This is a genomic window from Paenibacillus sp. FSL R7-0302, from assembly GCF_038006885.1.
In the GTDB taxonomy this organism is placed as follows: Bacteria; Bacillota; Bacilli; order Paenibacillales; family Paenibacillaceae; genus Paenibacillus_AQ.
Genome location: NZ_JBBOWB010000001.1, coordinates 4,781,733 through 4,798,568 on the forward strand (window position 1 = coordinate 4,781,733; position 16,836 = coordinate 4,798,568).

Below are 16,836 nucleotides of genomic sequence, written 5' to 3' on the forward strand. Positions count from 1 at the left end.
ATTGAATGTATTCGCTTACAGGTATAAAATAGCATATATAAAGTGGAGTGTAAATATAAAAGTTTAAATCTTTTTAAATACATTCAAACTAAACGTTGTTTATTGTCTTTTTACTGAAAAAAATCATTTAATATTGACTTAACCGCGCATTAAGTATTCATAATTATATAAAACAAACAGCCTTTAACTTTTACTTTTAGCTTAAATTTAATCGGTTTCTACAAATAAAGGCAGAATACTTTCCTTTTAGGGTCGGTTAGTTTATAATTTTATAAAATAGTTTCGATTCTCATGACCTCAGTGGAAGAAGGTACTCTAAATATGATTTATATTAAAGATCTGATGAGCGGGATTGATATCTTCAAGGCGCTCAGCTCGGAAATCCGCATCCAGATTCTTGAGCTGCTGGCGACCAATCAGGCCCTGAATCTCAACGAAATTGCCAAGAAGCTGAATCTCAGCAACGGGGCCATTACCATGCATATCAAGAAGCTGGAGGAGAGCGGCTTAATTGAGATTAATACGGCCGTAGGCAAGCACGGAATTCAGAAGGTCTGCTACCTGAATAAAGATAAGCTGATGGTGGATCTGCGCAGCAAGGATGTAGATAATCTGTACGAGGTCGAGATTCAGGTGGGCCATTACAGTAATTATCAGGCTGTTCCGACCTGCGGACTGGCCACCAAGGACAGCATTATCGGGGACTTCGACGAGCCGCGTTACTTCGCCGATCCCCAGCGGATCGACTCCGAGATCATCTGGATGGCCGAAGGCTTCCTGGAATACCGCATCCCTAACTATCTCAAAGCCAACCAGACCTTCCGGGAAATCCAGTTCTCCATGGAGATCGGCTCCGAGGCTCCCGGGTTCAGCGACAATTATCCCTCGGATCTGTATTTCTATGTGAACGGCATCGAGATCGGCTTCTGGACCAGCCCCGGTGACTTCGGCGATGCGCGCGGCACCTTCAACCCGGACTGGTGGCCTCCCCACCTCAACCAGTACGGCATGCTGAAGCTGATCCGCATCAATCAGGAGGGCAGCTTCATTGACGGCTGCCGCATCTCAGACATTACCCTTGACGACATCAAGCTGGATTACAAAAGCGAGCTGACCTTCCGCATTGCCGTCACCGACAAACCGGTGAACAAGCGCGGCTTGACGATCTACGGTAAGCATTTCGGCAATTACAGCCAGGATCTGCTGGCGCGTGTGCTCTACAATGTTCATGAGGTCGAAGACCCTTCCGGCCGGGTGACCACAGCGGGAGTGGCAGATTGACCGTTTATAACAGACAGCCGCTTCCCTGCCGCCGCTGGCATAAACTCGAAGTATAATTGTCCGGGCCTTAACCCACACTAACGAATGTCTTTCAAACTACCGTGAGGGAGTGTTTCGAATGCGTGAAGGGATGATACCCGCCGTACTGGGGACCGTAGTTACTGCTTCGAGTGCAGCTTTTCTGGGGAGCAGATATAAGATCGCGGCAACCGGCATTCTTGGATTTGGTCTGGCGCATATTGTACTCGGCACCATCGATTTGTTCGAACACCGGTAAGCCTGCTTGGAAGATGGCCGGGCCGTATCTGAAGATACGGCCCGGTTTGCTATTGTCATGCAGATTAGAACGGCTGATGCGTCCTTTTGTACAGATGGTACTTGTACATCTGCCTCACTCGCCCTCGCACCAGCACATTGCTCCGATTGTATGCTGTTTTCCACATACATTTGCTCCACGCGGGGTAGCGTCAAGAAGTTTGTGTAAATGAGTAGAGGTACCTCCCCGGGGTTACGGGTTGGGGGTGTAGTGTTTCTGGGGGGAGGGGGAACCCCGACCCCCAGAAACTGGATTCCTTAGTTACTCTTCTTCGGCTGTCGGCAACGAAGGGTAGCGGGCTTCATAGAGCTGGCTGAGCTTCTTTTTCACCGTGTCCACCCCAAAGCCAGGGGTGACTCGCTGCCCAAACCTTTCGTTGTAGCCTAACATCTCCAGATACACGATTTTTTCTGCCGCATCCATGTTGGTCAGACTGTTCATCGGCTTCAGGCGTTTACGGATTTCCTTGTTCATTCGCTCGATGGGATTGGACGTGTAAATCGCTTTTCGCATCGGTTCCGGGTACTTGTAGAACGTCAGTAACGTCGAAAGCTGCTCCTCCCAAGACCGCATTTCCTTCGGGTATAACGCATTCCACTTCGCTTTCACCGTGTCAAAGTTCGCCCGGGCCACGACCTCATCCGGTGCATCATACACGGTCTTCAGGGCTTTAATCACATCGGTTTTGTGCTCCACCCGGATTTTGGGTAACGTGGCTCGTACTTTGTGCACCACACAATGCTGCACATCCGCTTGCGGGTAGGTTTCTTTAAAGGCCGCATCTAGCCCCGGCAGTCCGTCAAATACACCCAGCAGCACTTCCTGGGCCCCGCGTGCGTACAGATCTTTGAGTACCTCCCGCCAGCCATTCGAGCTCTCTTGACCCCCCACGTAGAACCCCAGGATTTGACGCTGACCTTCTTCGTCGATTCCCATGGCAAAATAGACGACTTCGCCCCGGACCGTGCCCCGTTTCAGCTTCACGTACAGCCCATCCAGGTAAATCACAGAGTAGCGCTTGCTCAGCGGACGTTTCTGCCACTGGTGAATGTCCTCCAGCACCGTAGCGGTGATGTTACTGATGGTGGTGGGCGAGTAATGGCTGCCGAACATGCTTTCAATAAACCGGGCCACATCTCGGGTACCCATGCCGGATTTATACATCTGGATCACCGCCTCCTCCAGCCAGCCCTCCCGCCGCTGGTACGGTTCAAACATCTGAGTTTGAAAGAGACCCTGGCGGTCCCGGGGAACCTGAAGATCCTCAATATGGCCGTATCTCGTGTGCAGATCCCGTGTATAGTATCCGTTACGGCTATTGCTGGCACCGGCTTCTTCACTCGCCATAAACCCTTGGATTTCGGCACGCAGGAGCGATTCCATATTCTCTTTCATGAAGTCTTTAACAAGTTTTTCAAATAGATTATTTAGCATATGTTCGGGTACAATAGTCATCGAGTAGGGCTCCTTCTTGGTGTTGTGGTAAACCCGAGGATACCCTACTTTTTTGTTGCCTGGCTAGGCTCCAAATTGTGGTACACAACTTACTTTACGCCATCCCACGCGGCCTCAGTTGCGCCGATTGTATGCTGTTTTTGACATACATTTGGTCCATGTGACCCAGTAGCGCCGATTGTATGCTGTTTTTCACATACATTTGGTCCATGTACCTCAGCAGCGCCGATTGTATGCTGTTTTTCGCATACATTTGGTCTAAGTGCCTCAGCAGCGCCGATTGTGTTAGGTTTTTGGCATACATTTGGTCCATATCAAGATCAAAGAAGGCCCTTACCCAATTTCGGGTAAGGACCTCCATACTACCTCAACCATATATGAAGCTCTAAAGAATTTAACGAGAAGCAAAAAGGAACGGAGGGGAAATTTGGAACTGTAGGAGCGGTAGCGTCCGCCTTTGTCTGCGGATTTCTACCGCGAACAGCGGTATTAAATCATGAAATCTGCAGACAACAGCGGCCGTAAGTCCAAATGTTCTCCGCAGTGACGATTTACGCTTAAAGTTCTTATGTGCTCTAGAAGTCCAAATCTTCTCCGCAGTGACGATTACGCTTCAAGGTTTCTTTTGTAGCTTCATTTCACAGCCACATAGAACAGCCGCTGCGCCGAATCATCTGCCGCCACCCATTCGAAGTCCGCATACACCGACACCTCGCTGAATCCGGCAGCAAGCAGCTCCTGCTTCATCCACTCCGGGTCATAGGCACGCTGGGTATGAGTCTCCTCGAAGCGCCGGTACGTGTCTGAGCGGCCCTCCTCGCGGGCGAAGATGGACAGGTGATGCTCAATCTCCCGGCGCGGCACATCCAGCTCACAGGTCCAGATGTAGGATACATCCAGCTCATCCAGCACGAAGGGCTGCTCTTCCTCATAGCGGATCAGCGTGTTCGGATGATGCACATCGAACAGGAAGGTCCCGCCTGGCTTAAGCCCGTCATACGTGCAGGAGAATACCTTGCGGATGTCCTGCTCCTCCAGCACATAATTCAGGCAGTCGCAGAAGGAAATCACAGAATCCACCGGCTCCGGCAGCTCCCATTCCTTCATGTTCTGCTGAACCCACTGCACACTGCCCTCCCGCAAAAAGCGCCGTCCCTGCGGCTGCTGCTCCAGCTTACGCTGGGCAACGGACAGCATGTCCGAAGAAAGATCAATCCCCGTCATGTGATACCCTGCCCCCGCCAGCGGAATCGTCAGGCTGCCGGTACCACAGCCGAGTTCGGCTACCTTGCGCGGCTTGCCGTATTTGCCCCATGCCGTCTCGGCAAAGGCCAGCCAATCCGGATACGGCATATCCGCCATAAGCGCATCGTATACATAAGCAAATTTGCCATAGGAAGACACTGCGTACACCGCTTTCTCTATACTATTGGTTGTCAGAATCGCTGTCCGGTCCGGCCTGCTCCTCTTCGAGGGAAGCCAGATAGGTCCAGTTCTCCTTCTGGACAACCAGCCCTTCCTTCATCAGCTTGCCCAGCGCGCGCTTGAAGGCTGATTTGCTGATGCCGAAGCGCTGCTTGATAATATCGGGAGGCGTAGCATCCGAATATGGCATTCCGCCGCCCGGACGGGAAGCCAGAAAATCTAGCAGAGCCGCCGAATCCACATCACGGCCCACTTCCTTGCGGTGGCCCATGCTGAGGTTGACGCGGCCATCCTCACGGATATGGGCCACGCGCGCTTCAATCACTTCACCCAGACGCAGCAAGCGAACGCGTTCAGAGGAGTGGACCATTCCGATGATGCCGAAGCCGAGCACACCGGCGTCTACAAGCACGAAGGTGCCCATCTGCAGCGGCTTATATACCCGGGCTGTGACCGTCTGCCCCTGCCACGATTCCGGTGCAGGCAAGGCCAGCGGCGCAAGCTCCTGCTCTCCGGCCAGCTTGGCACGGAGACGTCCCTGCTTGTCATGCTCCATAATTGCGAAGACCTTGTCGCCAATCTGCGGACGCAGCTCCACCAGCTCGGGAAGCTCGCTGAGCGGCAGCAGCAGCTGCCGTCCAAGCCCCATCTCCAGGAAGCAGCCCAGCCGCGGATGGATATCCGCCACTTCCAGCAGCGCCATCTCGCCAAGCGTCAGATACGGCTTCTTCATCGTCGCCGCAGGACGGTCCTCGGTATCGAAGAAGAGGAATACCTCCACCTTGTCGCCGATCTTCGGCTTGCTGCCTACAAGCTCGGTGTAATGAAGCATAATATCCTGGTCGCCCGCGCTCAGGAAGTATCCGTAAGGGGATACCTCCCGCATCACTTCAAGCGTAACCGTAGTTCCTGCAATCAGACTCATACCGTCTCCACGACCTTGGCATCCGACCACAGACGCTCAATATTGTAATATTCACGCTCATCGCGGTGGAAGACATGGACAATCACATCGCCAAGGTCCATCAGTACCCAGCGTGCCGCATCCATCCCCTCGATGCCTTTGATTACCCCGCCTGCTTCATGGACTACCTTGCGCACCTCAGTGGCGATCGCCTGAACCTGGGTATCGGAATTACCGTGGCAGATGATGAAATAATCGCTGATCGGCGACACACTGCGCAGATCGAGAGCCACCACGTTCATTGCTTTTTTATCCTGAACGGCGTGTAACGCCAACTCAAACAGCTTGTTTGATTGTACACTCATAGTTTATCCTCCAATGTTCTAACTAAATCGTTGCGCGCCAGCACCGTAAGCGGAAATACGACCCGGCGCTTCTCCAGCAGCACTCGTATAGTGGAATCCAGTCCGGCAATCAGCCCTTCCTCCAGGCTGACCTTCGATAGCCTGCGGATCTCCTCCACACCGGGGAAGTCCCGTCCAGGCTCAATATAATCAGCCAGACAGACGATCCGCTCCAGCAGACTCATGTTCTCCCGGCCCGAGGTATGGTAACGGATCGCATCCAGTACCTCCGAATCCGTAATGCCATAATCATGCTCGGCGGTATAAGCACCAACCTCAGCATGCCATAGCTGCTTGTCATATTTCAAAAGCTCAGCGGATAATCCATTCTGTTCAATGATCTCCCGCATCCGTTCCACCGGCCAATATTTGGCCACATCATGCAGGATGGCAGCGGTCTCGGCCCGCTGCGGGTCAGCGCCATACCGCTGCGCCAGCTTCACAGCAGACTCCATCACACCGAGTGTATGCTTCCAGCGTTTGTCCGGCATCTGGCCGGATACCGCCTCAATCAGCGCTTCACGGCTGTACTCCATACAATCCACTCCTTTGAACATATTCATATACAGCATCCGGAACCATATAGCGGATCGACTTTCCTTCGGCGGCCCGGGCTCTGAGCATGGTGGAGGAGAGATCGACCAGCGGCATATCCGCCAGCAGCACTTTACCGGCAATGAACTCCGGCAGCAGTCCCAGATCCAGCGGAGTGCCCGGACGTCCGACACCGATGAAGGTCAGCCGCTGCACCAGCTCTTCGATCCCCTGCCACTTGGGCAGATACTGAACCATATCCGCACCCACGATGAAAAAGAACTCATGCTGCGGATATTCTTCCTGCAGACTAATCACCGTCTCCAGCGTATAGGATACTCCGCCCCGCACGATTTCCCAGTCAAGAATGCCAAAGGAAGGGTGATTCTTCACCGCTCCCTCCACCATTGCCAGCCGCTCTTCACCGGTTGCCCCGGCCTCATGCTTATGCGGCGGGATATGCGAAGGCATGAACCAGACCTCCTGCAGACCGTAGCTCTCGCGCGCCGTCTCAGCGGCCATCATATGGCCGATATGCAGAGGATCGAAGGTCCCTCCCATTATGCCTACTCTCAAGAGGTCAACCTCCTATCTTGGAAGCTCAATCGTTTTGTTGTCGCGTGATTCCTTGTACAGAACGATAGTCTTGCCGATAACCTGAACAAGCTCCGAACCGGACTGCTCGGCAAGCGCGGCACCAATTTCCTTGGGATCATCAGCGTTGTTATTCAGTACACTGATCTTCATCAGCTCGCGTTTCTCAATAGCTTCTTCAATGTGACGGATCAGATGATCGTTTACGCCGCCTTTGCCAACCTGGAATACAGCATCCAGATGATGAGCCAAAGAGCGCAAATAACGTTTTTGTTTGCCTGTTAACATAAATGTGAAAACTCCTTAATTAACATATATTATTACCCTGTTCAGTGAAAATCATTTGCCCGGCACCTGGCCGAGACAATCCGCAATAGTCTGCCGCATAATCGCTGCGGGAGCCGTAAGCCCCGTCCAATACTCCAGGGCGTAAGCTCCCTGGTAGACGAACATGCCCAGCCCGCCGTGAACGGTGCAGCCGCGCTTCAGGCTCTCTGTAAGCAGCCGGGTATGCAGCGGATTATAGATCAGATCGCTGACGATCATCCCTTCGTGCAGCCCCGCCGGATCGATCGGCATGTCCTCCATATGCGGATACATGCCTACGGATGTCGTATTAATTACAATATCCATGCTGCCCAGCACGCCGGGAACGGCATCCATCCCTGCTCCGGTTAAGCTGCCCCGGCTGCTGAAGCTGTCTGCCAGCTGACGGGCCCGTTCCTCATTTCGGTTCACAATCAGGATCATTGCTGGCTGCTCCTTCAGCAGCGCCGAGACAATCCCTCTGGCCGCACCGCCGGCTCCAATCACGAGGATGCGGGCGCCGGTAAGATCCGGCGCAGCCTCTGTCTTCAGTGAGCGGACATAACCGATGCCATCCGTATTGAAGCCGGTCAGTATGCCATTGTCGTTGACGATGGTATTGACTGCGCCGACATCCACCGCACTTGAATCCAGCCGGTCCAGATACTCCATCACGGCAACCTTATGGGGGATCGTTACATTCACGCCCCGGAAGCCAAGCGTCCGTATCGCCTGCACCGCATCGCCCAGCTTGTCAGGCGTAATGTGCAGCGGCACATAAGCCCCGGAGAGACCGAGCGCCTGGAGCGCCGCCCCGTGCATCAGCGGGGATTTGGACTGGGCAATCGGGTCACCCATCACGCCCAGCAGCAGCTCCCCGTGACTCTGCGTGTTCCTGTTTGTCTCAGTCATGTCGCCTTCCTCCTGTACAATTAGATCAGCGAAGGACGGGTAAGCACCTTGACGCCGCGCGGCACATGGACAGCTACTACCGCTCCGGCTGTACCGTTCACTTTGATCCAGCCCAGACCGGAGATGAACAGGTCGGTCTCACTATTCCTGGCGATACGGAATTCATGGCGCTGCCACTGCGGCAGCTTATCCATGTCGGCAGTCCCCGGCGGAGACAGCAGCTCGCCCCGGTGGTCCTGATACAGAGAATCTGCACGCTCCAGCTTCGTGCGGTGAATCTTCAGCGTGCCGCTGATGAAGCAGGTGAAGGACTGGCGTTCCCCCTGAATGAAGTCGAAGCGTCCCAGTCCGCCGAAGAACAGCGACTGGCCTTCATTCAGCTGATAGACCGCAGGCTTGAGCGGATTCTCAGGCATCACTGCGCCCAGATCCTTGCGCTCGACCAGCTCGCTGTACCGCCACGGGTACACGATTCCCGGCGTATCAATGATGGAATGGCCGTCATCCAGCGGGATTTTGACCATATCGAGGGTAGTGCCCGGATAACGGGAGGTGGTCAGTTCCTCTTCCAGGTCACTGTAATCGGAGATCAGCCGGTTAATCAAGGTGGACTTGCCTACATTCGTAGCCCCGACAACGTATACATCACGCTGGCCGCGCAGCTCGGTAACGGCCTCCAGCAGACGGTCGAAGCCCTGATTACGCTTCGCGCTGACCAGGACAATCTCCGCCGTGCGCAGTCCCTCTTCCTTGCAGCGCTGCTGCATCCAGTTGCGCAATCGGTTCCAGTTGGTCACCTTCGGCAGCAGATCAATCTTGTTCACTGCCAGAATGACCTGATTATTGCCGACAAACCGCTGCAGCCCGGAAATCAGACTGCCCTCGAAATCGAACAGATCCACAATATGGATTACCAGTGCATTCTTCTCGCCTACTCCGCTTAACAGCTTCAGGAATTCATCCTGGTTCACCGATACGGAAGAGGCTTCATTGTAATTCTTGATCCGGAAGCAGCGCTGGCAAATTACCGGCTCCCGTTCGAAGGCGACCTCCGGAATATAGCCGGGGAGCTCCTTGTCTACGCTCTGTAGCTTAATGCCGCAGCCGCTGCATTTCTCAGGCCGCGCTGTTCCATCGTTCATTGCATTCATTAAGATTTATCCTCCTCTTGCCACAATCCTTGCTTACGCAGACGGGTCAACGCTATCTGCTCCACTCTGCGGTTAATTCTTGTTCCTATTCCCTCATCCTTGACGGAGATCGGCAGCACGAGTACCGTGAACAGACCCAGCCGGTTGCCGCCATATACATCCGTAAGCATCTGGTCGCCAACCACAATTGTCTGCTCCGGTCCCAGCTCCATCAGCTTCATCGCCCGCAGGAACGGGGAATTGCTGGGCTTCTTGGCCTGATGTACAAATTCAATATTCAGCGGGGTGGCAAAACGCGACACCCGGTCCATATTGTTGTTGGATACGATCACTAGCTTGAAGCCCAGCTCCTTCACCTTGGCGAACCAGAGCAGCAGCTCAGGAGTAGCCAGCGGCGCCTTCGCGCCGACCAGCGTATTATCCAGATCCGTAATAATTCCCCGGTAGCCTTGACGGTACAGCTCCTCCAGAGCGATATCAAACACCGTGTTTACCCGGAGCTTGGGGACTAATCTTTCAAACAATACATTCACCTCATTTTCATACAGGAAACTTGTAACCCGGCTCTATAGGACTGCAAAAATCCCAGGGTCCGGCAGCATTTCACCACCAGTGGGCATTACTTGCCGGACTTCATGATTTTTCGCAGCCGCAAAGCTTCAGTATACACGCTGTGCCAGTCTTTGTCTTCAATAACCTCAGGGCTGTAATTCGCCCGCTCGAACATCTTCAGCAGTGCAGCAAGACTGCCTGCAGCTTGCGGGCGTTCCACGCTCCACCGTGCCACGGATTCGCGCAGGGTTTCATGCTCTTTCTTCAGCATACCCTTCCTGCGCATATACCTTACCCAGCGCTCCGTTTCTGCGGCAACTTTTTGCGCCGGAGTGGGCTGGCCGCCGAGGCGGATACGGGTAATCAGGAAGCGCAGGCTCAGCCGGCGCTGCCAGATCAGGAATAGGGTCCAGAGCAGGAGTACAGCCGCTGCTCCAGCCACGGCCCAGGTGCCGGGATGGAATCCGGAAGACTTGTCCGTCTGGCCCGCTGCCGCCGGTTCAAGCTCTTCAGGCTCCTCTACCTCTACCTCAGGTTGGTCCGGATTATCCTGCTCACTCTGCGTCAGCACCGGAACATCGAATCCTGGCGTTGCCTCAACAGGAACCCATCCGTAATCGCCGAAATAGATCTCGGCCCAGGAGTGGGCGTCTGCATTGGTAATCGTGTAATTGTTATTTACATAACCGGCAGCACCCTGCTGAAGCATTACGCTATCCGGAATCTCGGCCTGCTCCCCGGGAGCATATCCCTTCACCCAGCGGGCCGGTATATCCAGTGACCTCGCCATGGTGACAAGCGCCGTGGAATAGTAGTCGCAGTATCCTTCCCTGATCTCAAACAGGAAGCTCTCGACCATGTCCTTGCTTCTGGCCCGTGAGGTATCCGGCTGATTCGTGTAGGGAAAGGTTGCTTGCAGGTATTGCTGCAGCAGGATCGTCTTCTCATAAGGCGTCTGTGCTCTGTCCGTAATCTCCTTGGCCAGCGCGCTCACCCGCTCGGGATAGTTATCCGGGAGCTGAAGATACTGCGGGTCGATATTCTTGTTTCCATAGAGCTGCTCGAAGGTCTGCTTGCTTAACTCCTGAAGGGGAACCACCGGCACCTCCGAGGTTACCACATAGGTCTGCGGGTAAGCCCTTGTCTTGCCTCCGGGATTCCACAGCAGCTCACTGTCTTCACTCCGCCAGGACAAGCCGGTGCTCTGTTCCTGCCCGTCCACCGAGTCTACCCCCGAGATCGAATAGCCGCCGAACAGAACCGGATAACTGTTCCCTCCGAGCAGCTTGACGGTCTGCTTGAGCGTACGCGTCTCTGTCTTGGAGGCGGCAGCACGTTCCAGCGGCTCGCCCACCTGCACCTCGTTATGCGTTCCCCGGCCGGAGGTATCATCGTCTGTCCAGCCTTTGCCCGAATACACGCTGCGGATCTCGCCGCGCATATAGGTGCGCAGATCGGAGGTCACTTGCATGACCGGCGAATAATCGAAGTTGAAGCCCCCGCCCAGATTGTCATCGTTCAGGCTGTAGCCCGAGGTCGTCCCGTTCGCCGCTGACCCGCCGCTTGCAGCGTCCCCGCTCCCGGAGGAGGGTCTGGAAGAGACGGAGTTACCATTCCACTTTTGCCAGGCGGTATAAGGGTCGGTCAAGGTGGGACGCACGCCCGGCATATTCACCCCGGCAAGGATGACCAGTGAGAAAACTATCGCTATATTCAAGGCAACCTTCATCGGATACCTCAGCATATAGGTCCAGCCGCGCGGATAATGCAGCTGGAAATTCCTCAGATGCCGGGTGACCAGCCAGCCCATCCCGGCAAAGACCGTCCAGGCTACCTCCTGCCACATTACCGCTGTCGTGAATGAATCCAGCGCGGCGAAGGCTGTGATATTCGCCGCGATGAACATCAGAATCCGCGCCTTGCCGTTCACCCACCAAGCAGACATAAGCAGCAGCGCCCAAGCGCCCAGCACAAACCACATGTACGGAATCATCGATACCGCTATCCCGGGCAGCCGGTCAAGAAACGCCGGCAGCAGAGGATCGGGAATGTAAATCCCGTAGCTGATAATCACGTTGTATACAATTAATACCACTGCCGCGCCTTCCAGCAGTATGCGGTACACTCTTTTGAACGGAAAAATGATTTCAATAGCTGTAACAGCCAGCAGGGTTAGCGCCACAGAAACGGTGGTCTCCTGCAGCCAGAAGGGCACCGTATAGGACACCCACTGCATGGCGATCATGCTCAGCCATAGCAGCGTCAGCCCGTGATGCCATGAGGAACGTATCGCCTGGAACCAGTGCTTCATCGGACAGAATCACCTCCAAGTACCGCAGGAAGCTCCTGAAGTGTGCTGATGCTATGTCCGGTAACGCCATGCGAGTGCAGAATATTCTGCCACTCTCCGGCCCGGTATTTCCCGGAAGGATGCAGCACATGAATATGGGAAGGGGTCATCCCCCGGTTCTCCGCCCAGCGCAGCGTATCCAGTACCACTCTGCCGCTCTGCGGACTGATCAGTACGAAATACGACCCCTTGGGGAACAGCCGCTGGACACTCTCCAGCCTGTCAATCAGCGGCCCCTTGCCTTCCGCGTTGATGTCAATCAGATACTGAATCATCTTTTGCCGCTCGGCATTGCCTTCCGCCGGACTGAACACCTTATTATGCTTATCCAGACAGCACAGGCCGATGCCGATCCGCTCCCGGATGCCGAAGCCGAGGAGAGAAGCCGTGACCGAGACTGCCAGCTCGAATTGTGCAGAGTTATAATAGCCGCTGGAGGTTCCGTCCAGCACCAGAATGGTTCTGGGAACGGATTCATGCTCGAATTCCTTCGACTTCCACTCGCCGGTCTTCGCCGTTGCATTCCAGTGAATGCGCGTCAGCCTGTCCCCGTAGACATAATCACGGACACCGTTGATTTGCGTGGTCTCGCGCCTGGACTGAAGCAGTGATACCTGCGGCCCCGACAGGCGCGCCTTGCGCTCATACAGCTGCCAGCGCGGCACTACGACGGCCCGGGGCATCACCCGGAATTGGCCTTCTGCCTTGAAGGTCCCCTTATGCTCCATCAGACCGAAGATATCCTCGCTGAGAATATCCGTATTCTCAAAAGAATAACGGCCCCGCTCCAGCAGCGGCGTCTGGAACAGCAGCTCGCCCCGTCCGCCCATGTTCGGAATCAGGCTCTCCTCGAACACCCAGGACTCTCCGTTATGGCGCTTCAGAATTTCTCTTACAACCACATAGGGCAAAGGCAGAAATCCCGGAATGGTCACTTCCAGCTTCACCTTGAGAAAACCCCCGGCATAGAGCAGATCCGGCTTATCCTGTTCGGAATAGAAGCTGCGTGCGCCTCTGGCCCGCCGTACCCCTTCAAGACCGCCAATGAACAGATACAGAAAAAGAACAGAGACCATGATGAACAGCATGAACGAGGTTTTGCCGCCCTGAAACAGCACGTAGAAGAGTGTAATGACCCAAATTGCCAGAACGCCCGTGAACTTCCTCAGCTGAACCGCAGCGGCAGCCCGCGTAAGTAAGGCCCTCATCTTATTGCCTCATGGTTACAGGCACGTTAATGCTCTGAAGCAGCTTCTGCAGCAGGGAGTCCATGCTGACGTTGTCCAGGCGTGATTCCGGCCGCAGCAGGATCCGGTGTCCCAGTGTATACGGGGTCAGGGTCTTCACATCGTCAGGCAGCACATAATCCCGTTCCTGGAGAAAAGCGTAGGCCTTGCAGGCCATCATGAACGATAAGGATGCCCGGGGGCTTGCGCCCAGCATCACCAGCGGATGTACCCGCGTCTGGCGGACCACATCCAGCAGGTAGTTCAGCACCGGCTCGCTGATAAACACATCGCGGATCTCCTCCTGAATGGCCGCAATCGTCTCCATGCTGGTTACGGGAGCCAGCCTGTCCACCGGCTGGCCCTGCTGATGGGTTAGCAGCAGGTTCTTCTCGGTATCGGCATCGGGGTAGCCCAGGCTGATGCGCAGCATGAAGCGGTCCAGCTGAGCTTCGGGAAGGGTATAGGTTCCCTCGAAATCTATCGGATTCTGGGTCGCACAGAGCATGAACGGATGCGGAAGGGGATAGGTCTCTCCATCGACCGTAACATTGCGTTCTTCCATTACCTCAAGCAGTGCGGACTGGGTCTTGGTGGTCGCCCGGTTGATCTCATCGGCCAGCAGGATATTGGTCATCACCGGACCCGGACGGAAGTGGAACATCTCATCACGCGGATGATAGACGGATACGCCGGTAATATCACTCGGAAGAATATCCGGGTTACACTGGATGCGCCGGTATTCGCCGGACATCGACCGGGAGAGCGCGCGGATCAGCTGGGTTTTGCCAGTTCCCGGAACATCCTCAATCAGGACATGTCCGCCCGCTAACAGTGCAGTCAGCAGCAGTTCTATTTCAAAGCTTTTACCGAGAATACAGGATTCCAGATTAGTGCGGACAGCGTTCATAATTTGCGTGGATTCTTGACGTACGGGCATGTATGTTAAACCCTCCTATATCAGAATAAGCAGTAATATATACATTTTACATGATAGGAGTACCGAAAGTACATGTTAGGCCAAGTGAATTTATAGAGCGGCATGCTAGATTTGTCTAAAAGAAACCCGCATCAGGCGTCGTACACCCCCTTCATATAAAAAGGGACCGCCATAGGCGATCCCGGAATCAACATATCTGTATACGCTCCATCTGCCGTCAGTTACCCCTTCGGCCGGACCACCAGCGCCGCCAGGAAAGAGAAGACAATCGCCGAGGAAATCCCGGCGCTGGTCACATCGAAGATCCCGGTGACGACACCGACCCAGCCATCGCGTTCCAGCTCAGTCAGCGCGCCGTGGACCAGAGAATTCCCGAAGCTGGTAATGGGCACGCTGGCCCCGGCTCCGGCGAATTTCACGAGCGGATCGTAGATGCCAAAAGCATCGGCAGCCGCACCAAGCACCACCAGCGTACTCATGGTATGGGCCGGAGTCAGCTTCAGCACATCGAACATCAGCTGGCCGATCACGCATATCGCACCCCCGACCAGAAAAGCCCATAAATAAATCATGCTCCCTCACCTCCGATCTCCAGGGCTACCGCATGGGCTACGCACGGAATACTCTCCCCTTGCTGATAAGACAGCGGCGAGAGCAGCGCTCCAGTCGCCACGATCAATACCCGTTTCAACTCCCCCTTCTTCATCCGGCCGATAATATGCCCGTAGGTTACCGTGGCGGAGCAGCCCGCACCGCTTCCCCCGGCAATGACATACTTCTGCTTGTCCAGGTCGTACATCATGAGTCCACAGTCATTGAAGACCGTCTCCTCCATCGGGATGCCTTCCTTGGCCAGCAGATCCTTGGCAATCGGCAAGCCGACGGAAGCCAGATCGCCCGTAACAATCAGATCATAGTGACCGGGCGACAGCCCCGTATCGCGGAAATGCGCCGTGATGGTATCGGCGGCTGCCGGGGCCATAGCGGTTCCCATATTGAACGGATCTTTCAGTCCCAGATCCATGATGCGCCCAAGCGTTGCGTACACCACTTGCGGCCCTTGAACCGCCCCATCGTTCACTCCTACCACTGCGCAGCCGGAGCCTGTAACGGTATATTGGGCGGTGGGCGGCTTCTGCGAGCCATACTCTGTCGGGTAGCGGAACTGCTTCTCAACTGTACAGTTATGGCTGGATGTACCGGCCAGCGCGTACTTGCCGCCGCCGGAATCCACAATCATGGAGGCGATGGCGAGGCTCTCCATCGAGGTGGAGCAGGCACCGAACACTCCCAAGTAAGGCACGCCGAGCTTCCGCGCGGCGAAGGAGCTGCTGATGATCTGATTCATCAGATCCCCGCCGACGAAGAATTCCAGCTTATCCTGCTCCAGATTCGCATTCATCAGGGCGAGCTTGGCGGCTTTTTCGAACAGGGCGCGTTCTGCCTTCTCCCATGTCTTCTCGCCCATCTCCAGCGAGTCATAGACGAAGTCGAAGCTTGAGGCCAGCGGCCCTTCTCCCTCTTCAGGTCCCACCACAGCGGAGGTCCCAAGGATCACCGGACGGTTCGTAAATTCCCAGGTCTGACTGCCGAGCTGCTTCATCGTTTAATGTGCACCTCCCCAGCCCATAACGGCATACACTACACCCACGATAAAAGCGGCAACGACACCGAACACAATAACCGACCCGGCCAGCTTGAACATGTTCCCCCCCACACCCAGCACCAGCCCTTCAGCCCGGTGCTCCAGTGCGGCGGAGCACATACTGTTGGCGAATCCTGTGACCGGAACCGCTGTGCCGGCACCGCACCACTGGGCGAGCTTATCATACACCCCGAAGCTGGTCAGTATGACGGAGAGCAGAATCAGAATGGCAACTGTCGGGCTTGCCGCCTCCCGGGAGGTCATATCGAATATCGCCATGAACGCTTCCTGGATGCCTTGTCCCAGCACACAGATCAAGCCTCCCGACAGGAAGGCACGGATACAATTCTTGAATACCGGACGGGAGGGTACATAAGGCTTGGCCAATTCCTGATAAGACTTCGGGGTCAGACCGTCAAGGTTCAGCTTGACGCCTGACTTTTTTGTTTTTGCCGGCAATGCAGACACCCCCTGAACTGTTGGATACGAAAGGGAACGGGCAGCGGGTAAGCTGTGCTGTAGTCCCGTCCCTTCGTGCTGTGCGGAATTAAGTTTTCCTTATTGTTCACTTCAGGCGGCCCCGTTATGTCCCTCCTGCTCAGGAAAAATAAAACAGCACAACAATCAGCAGCAGAAACAGCACCAGGATCAGCACTGCCTCATTCTCCCGCCCGTACCGGCGGCGGTACCGCCTGGGCAAGCCCTGCCTGCGGCCCGGCACTTTCCGGAATCCGCTCCGGCTGCCTGCCTGGGCTACGCTCCCCGAGAGCCACATTCTCCTCGCTTCCTTTCTCCGGCTCCTGCCTGCAGAGCCCTTACGGTATAGTATTCGCACAGGGAG

19 protein-coding genes are annotated in these 16,836 nt (G+C 55.1%); 2 read left to right on the forward strand and 17 right to left on the reverse strand.

Annotated features, from left to right (window positions below; all coding sequences use genetic code 11):
* Positions 1-321 precede the first annotated feature (321 nt).
* Entirely contained in the window at positions 322-1,281 is a 960-nt protein-coding gene (locus MKY96_RS20600) for an ArsR/SmtB family transcription factor (protein WP_036725693.1), read from the forward strand.
* Between the two features lie 118 nt (positions 1,282-1,399).
* Complete coding sequence (locus tag MKY96_RS20605; RefSeq protein WP_036725695.1) at positions 1,400-1,558, forward strand: hypothetical protein; 159 nt, start codon at positions 1,400-1,402, stop codon at positions 1,556-1,558.
* 300 nt (positions 1,559-1,858) lie between these two features.
* On the opposite strand, the gene MKY96_RS20610 is transcribed toward MKY96_RS20605, so the two are convergent.
* The 17 genes from MKY96_RS20610 to MKY96_RS20690 form a co-directional block, all read right to left on the reverse strand.
* A complete protein-coding gene (locus MKY96_RS20610) occupies positions 1,859-3,052 on the reverse strand; it encodes an IS256 family transposase (protein WP_076086938.1) in 1,194 nt (397 codons plus the stop codon).
* A gap of 633 nt (positions 3,053-3,685) precedes the next feature.
* Positions 3,686-4,456: a class I SAM-dependent DNA methyltransferase gene (locus MKY96_RS20615; RefSeq protein WP_340942845.1), complete on the reverse strand. Its 771-nt coding sequence runs from the start codon at positions 4,454-4,456 to the stop codon at positions 3,686-3,688.
* 22 nt (positions 4,457-4,478) lie between these two features.
* Positions 4,479-5,402: a CvfB family protein gene (locus MKY96_RS20620; RefSeq protein WP_340942847.1), complete on the reverse strand. Its 924-nt coding sequence runs from the start codon at positions 5,400-5,402 to the stop codon at positions 4,479-4,481.
* Positions 5,399-5,746: a ribosome silencing factor gene (rsfS, locus tag MKY96_RS20625; RefSeq protein ID WP_340942849.1), complete on the reverse strand. Its 348-nt coding sequence runs from the start codon at positions 5,744-5,746 to the stop codon at positions 5,399-5,401. Before rsfS ends, MKY96_RS20620 begins: the two co-directional genes overlap by 4 nt.
* Positions 5,743-6,321 (reverse strand): bis(5'-nucleosyl)-tetraphosphatase (symmetrical) YqeK, encoded by a 579-nt coding sequence (yqeK, locus tag MKY96_RS20630; protein ID WP_036725702.1) that lies wholly within the window; start codon positions 6,319-6,321, stop codon positions 5,743-5,745. Before yqeK ends, rsfS begins: the two co-directional genes overlap by 4 nt.
* The gene (locus MKY96_RS20635) at positions 6,305-6,895 is read right to left on the reverse strand and encodes a nicotinate-nucleotide adenylyltransferase (RefSeq protein WP_036725703.1); all 591 of its coding nucleotides are present in this window, start codon (positions 6,893-6,895) and stop codon (positions 6,305-6,307) included. Before MKY96_RS20635 ends, yqeK begins: the two co-directional genes overlap by 17 nt.
* Before the next feature lie 12 nt (positions 6,896-6,907).
* On the reverse strand, positions 6,908-7,201 hold the full coding sequence (gene yhbY / locus MKY96_RS20640; protein WP_036697934.1) for a ribosome assembly RNA-binding protein YhbY: 294 nt from the start codon (positions 7,199-7,201) through the stop codon (positions 6,908-6,910).
* A 51-nt stretch (positions 7,202-7,252) separates the two neighbouring features.
* A complete protein-coding gene (aroE, locus tag MKY96_RS20645; RefSeq protein WP_340942853.1) occupies positions 7,253-8,131 on the reverse strand; it encodes a shikimate dehydrogenase in 879 nt (292 codons plus the stop codon).
* Between the two features lie 20 nt (positions 8,132-8,151).
* Positions 8,152-9,273, reverse strand: a complete 1,122-nt coding sequence (yqeH, locus tag MKY96_RS20650; protein WP_036725851.1) for a ribosome biogenesis GTPase YqeH — start codon at positions 9,271-9,273, stop codon at positions 8,152-8,154.
* Between the two features lie 8 nt (positions 9,274-9,281).
* On the reverse strand, positions 9,282-9,806 hold the full coding sequence (locus MKY96_RS20655; protein ID WP_036697929.1) for a YqeG family HAD IIIA-type phosphatase: 525 nt from the start codon (positions 9,804-9,806) through the stop codon (positions 9,282-9,284).
* 95 nt (positions 9,807-9,901) lie between these two features.
* Positions 9,902-12,145 carry a DUF4129 domain-containing transglutaminase family protein gene (locus tag MKY96_RS20660; RefSeq protein ID WP_340942856.1) on the reverse strand — a complete coding sequence of 748 codons (2,244 nt, stop codon included), beginning with the start codon at positions 12,143-12,145 and terminating at the stop codon, positions 9,902-9,904.
* A complete protein-coding gene (locus MKY96_RS20665; protein ID WP_036725716.1) occupies positions 12,142-13,392 on the reverse strand; it encodes a DUF58 domain-containing protein in 1,251 nt (416 codons plus the stop codon). Before MKY96_RS20665 ends, MKY96_RS20660 begins: the two co-directional genes overlap by 4 nt.
* Before the next feature lies 1 nt (position 13,393).
* A complete protein-coding gene (locus tag MKY96_RS20670; RefSeq protein WP_036725719.1) occupies positions 13,394-14,350 on the reverse strand; it encodes an AAA family ATPase in 957 nt (318 codons plus the stop codon).
* A 221-nt stretch (positions 14,351-14,571) separates the two neighbouring features.
* Positions 14,572-14,922, reverse strand: a complete 351-nt coding sequence (gene spoVAE, locus MKY96_RS20675; protein WP_036697920.1) for a stage V sporulation protein AE — start codon at positions 14,920-14,922, stop codon at positions 14,572-14,574.
* Complete coding sequence (spoVAD, locus tag MKY96_RS20680; RefSeq protein WP_340942857.1) at positions 14,919-15,953, reverse strand: stage V sporulation protein AD; 1,035 nt, start codon at positions 15,951-15,953, stop codon at positions 14,919-14,921. Before spoVAD ends, spoVAE begins: the two co-directional genes overlap by 4 nt.
* A 3-nt stretch (positions 15,954-15,956) precedes the next feature.
* Entirely contained in the window at positions 15,957-16,454 is a 498-nt protein-coding gene (gene spoVAC / locus MKY96_RS20685) for a stage V sporulation protein AC (RefSeq protein WP_340942859.1), read from the reverse strand.
* Between the two features lie 139 nt (positions 16,455-16,593).
* Complete coding sequence (locus tag MKY96_RS20690) at positions 16,594-16,770, reverse strand: hypothetical protein (protein WP_340942860.1); 177 nt, start codon at positions 16,768-16,770, stop codon at positions 16,594-16,596.
* Positions 16,771-16,836: the final 66 nt, after the last annotated feature.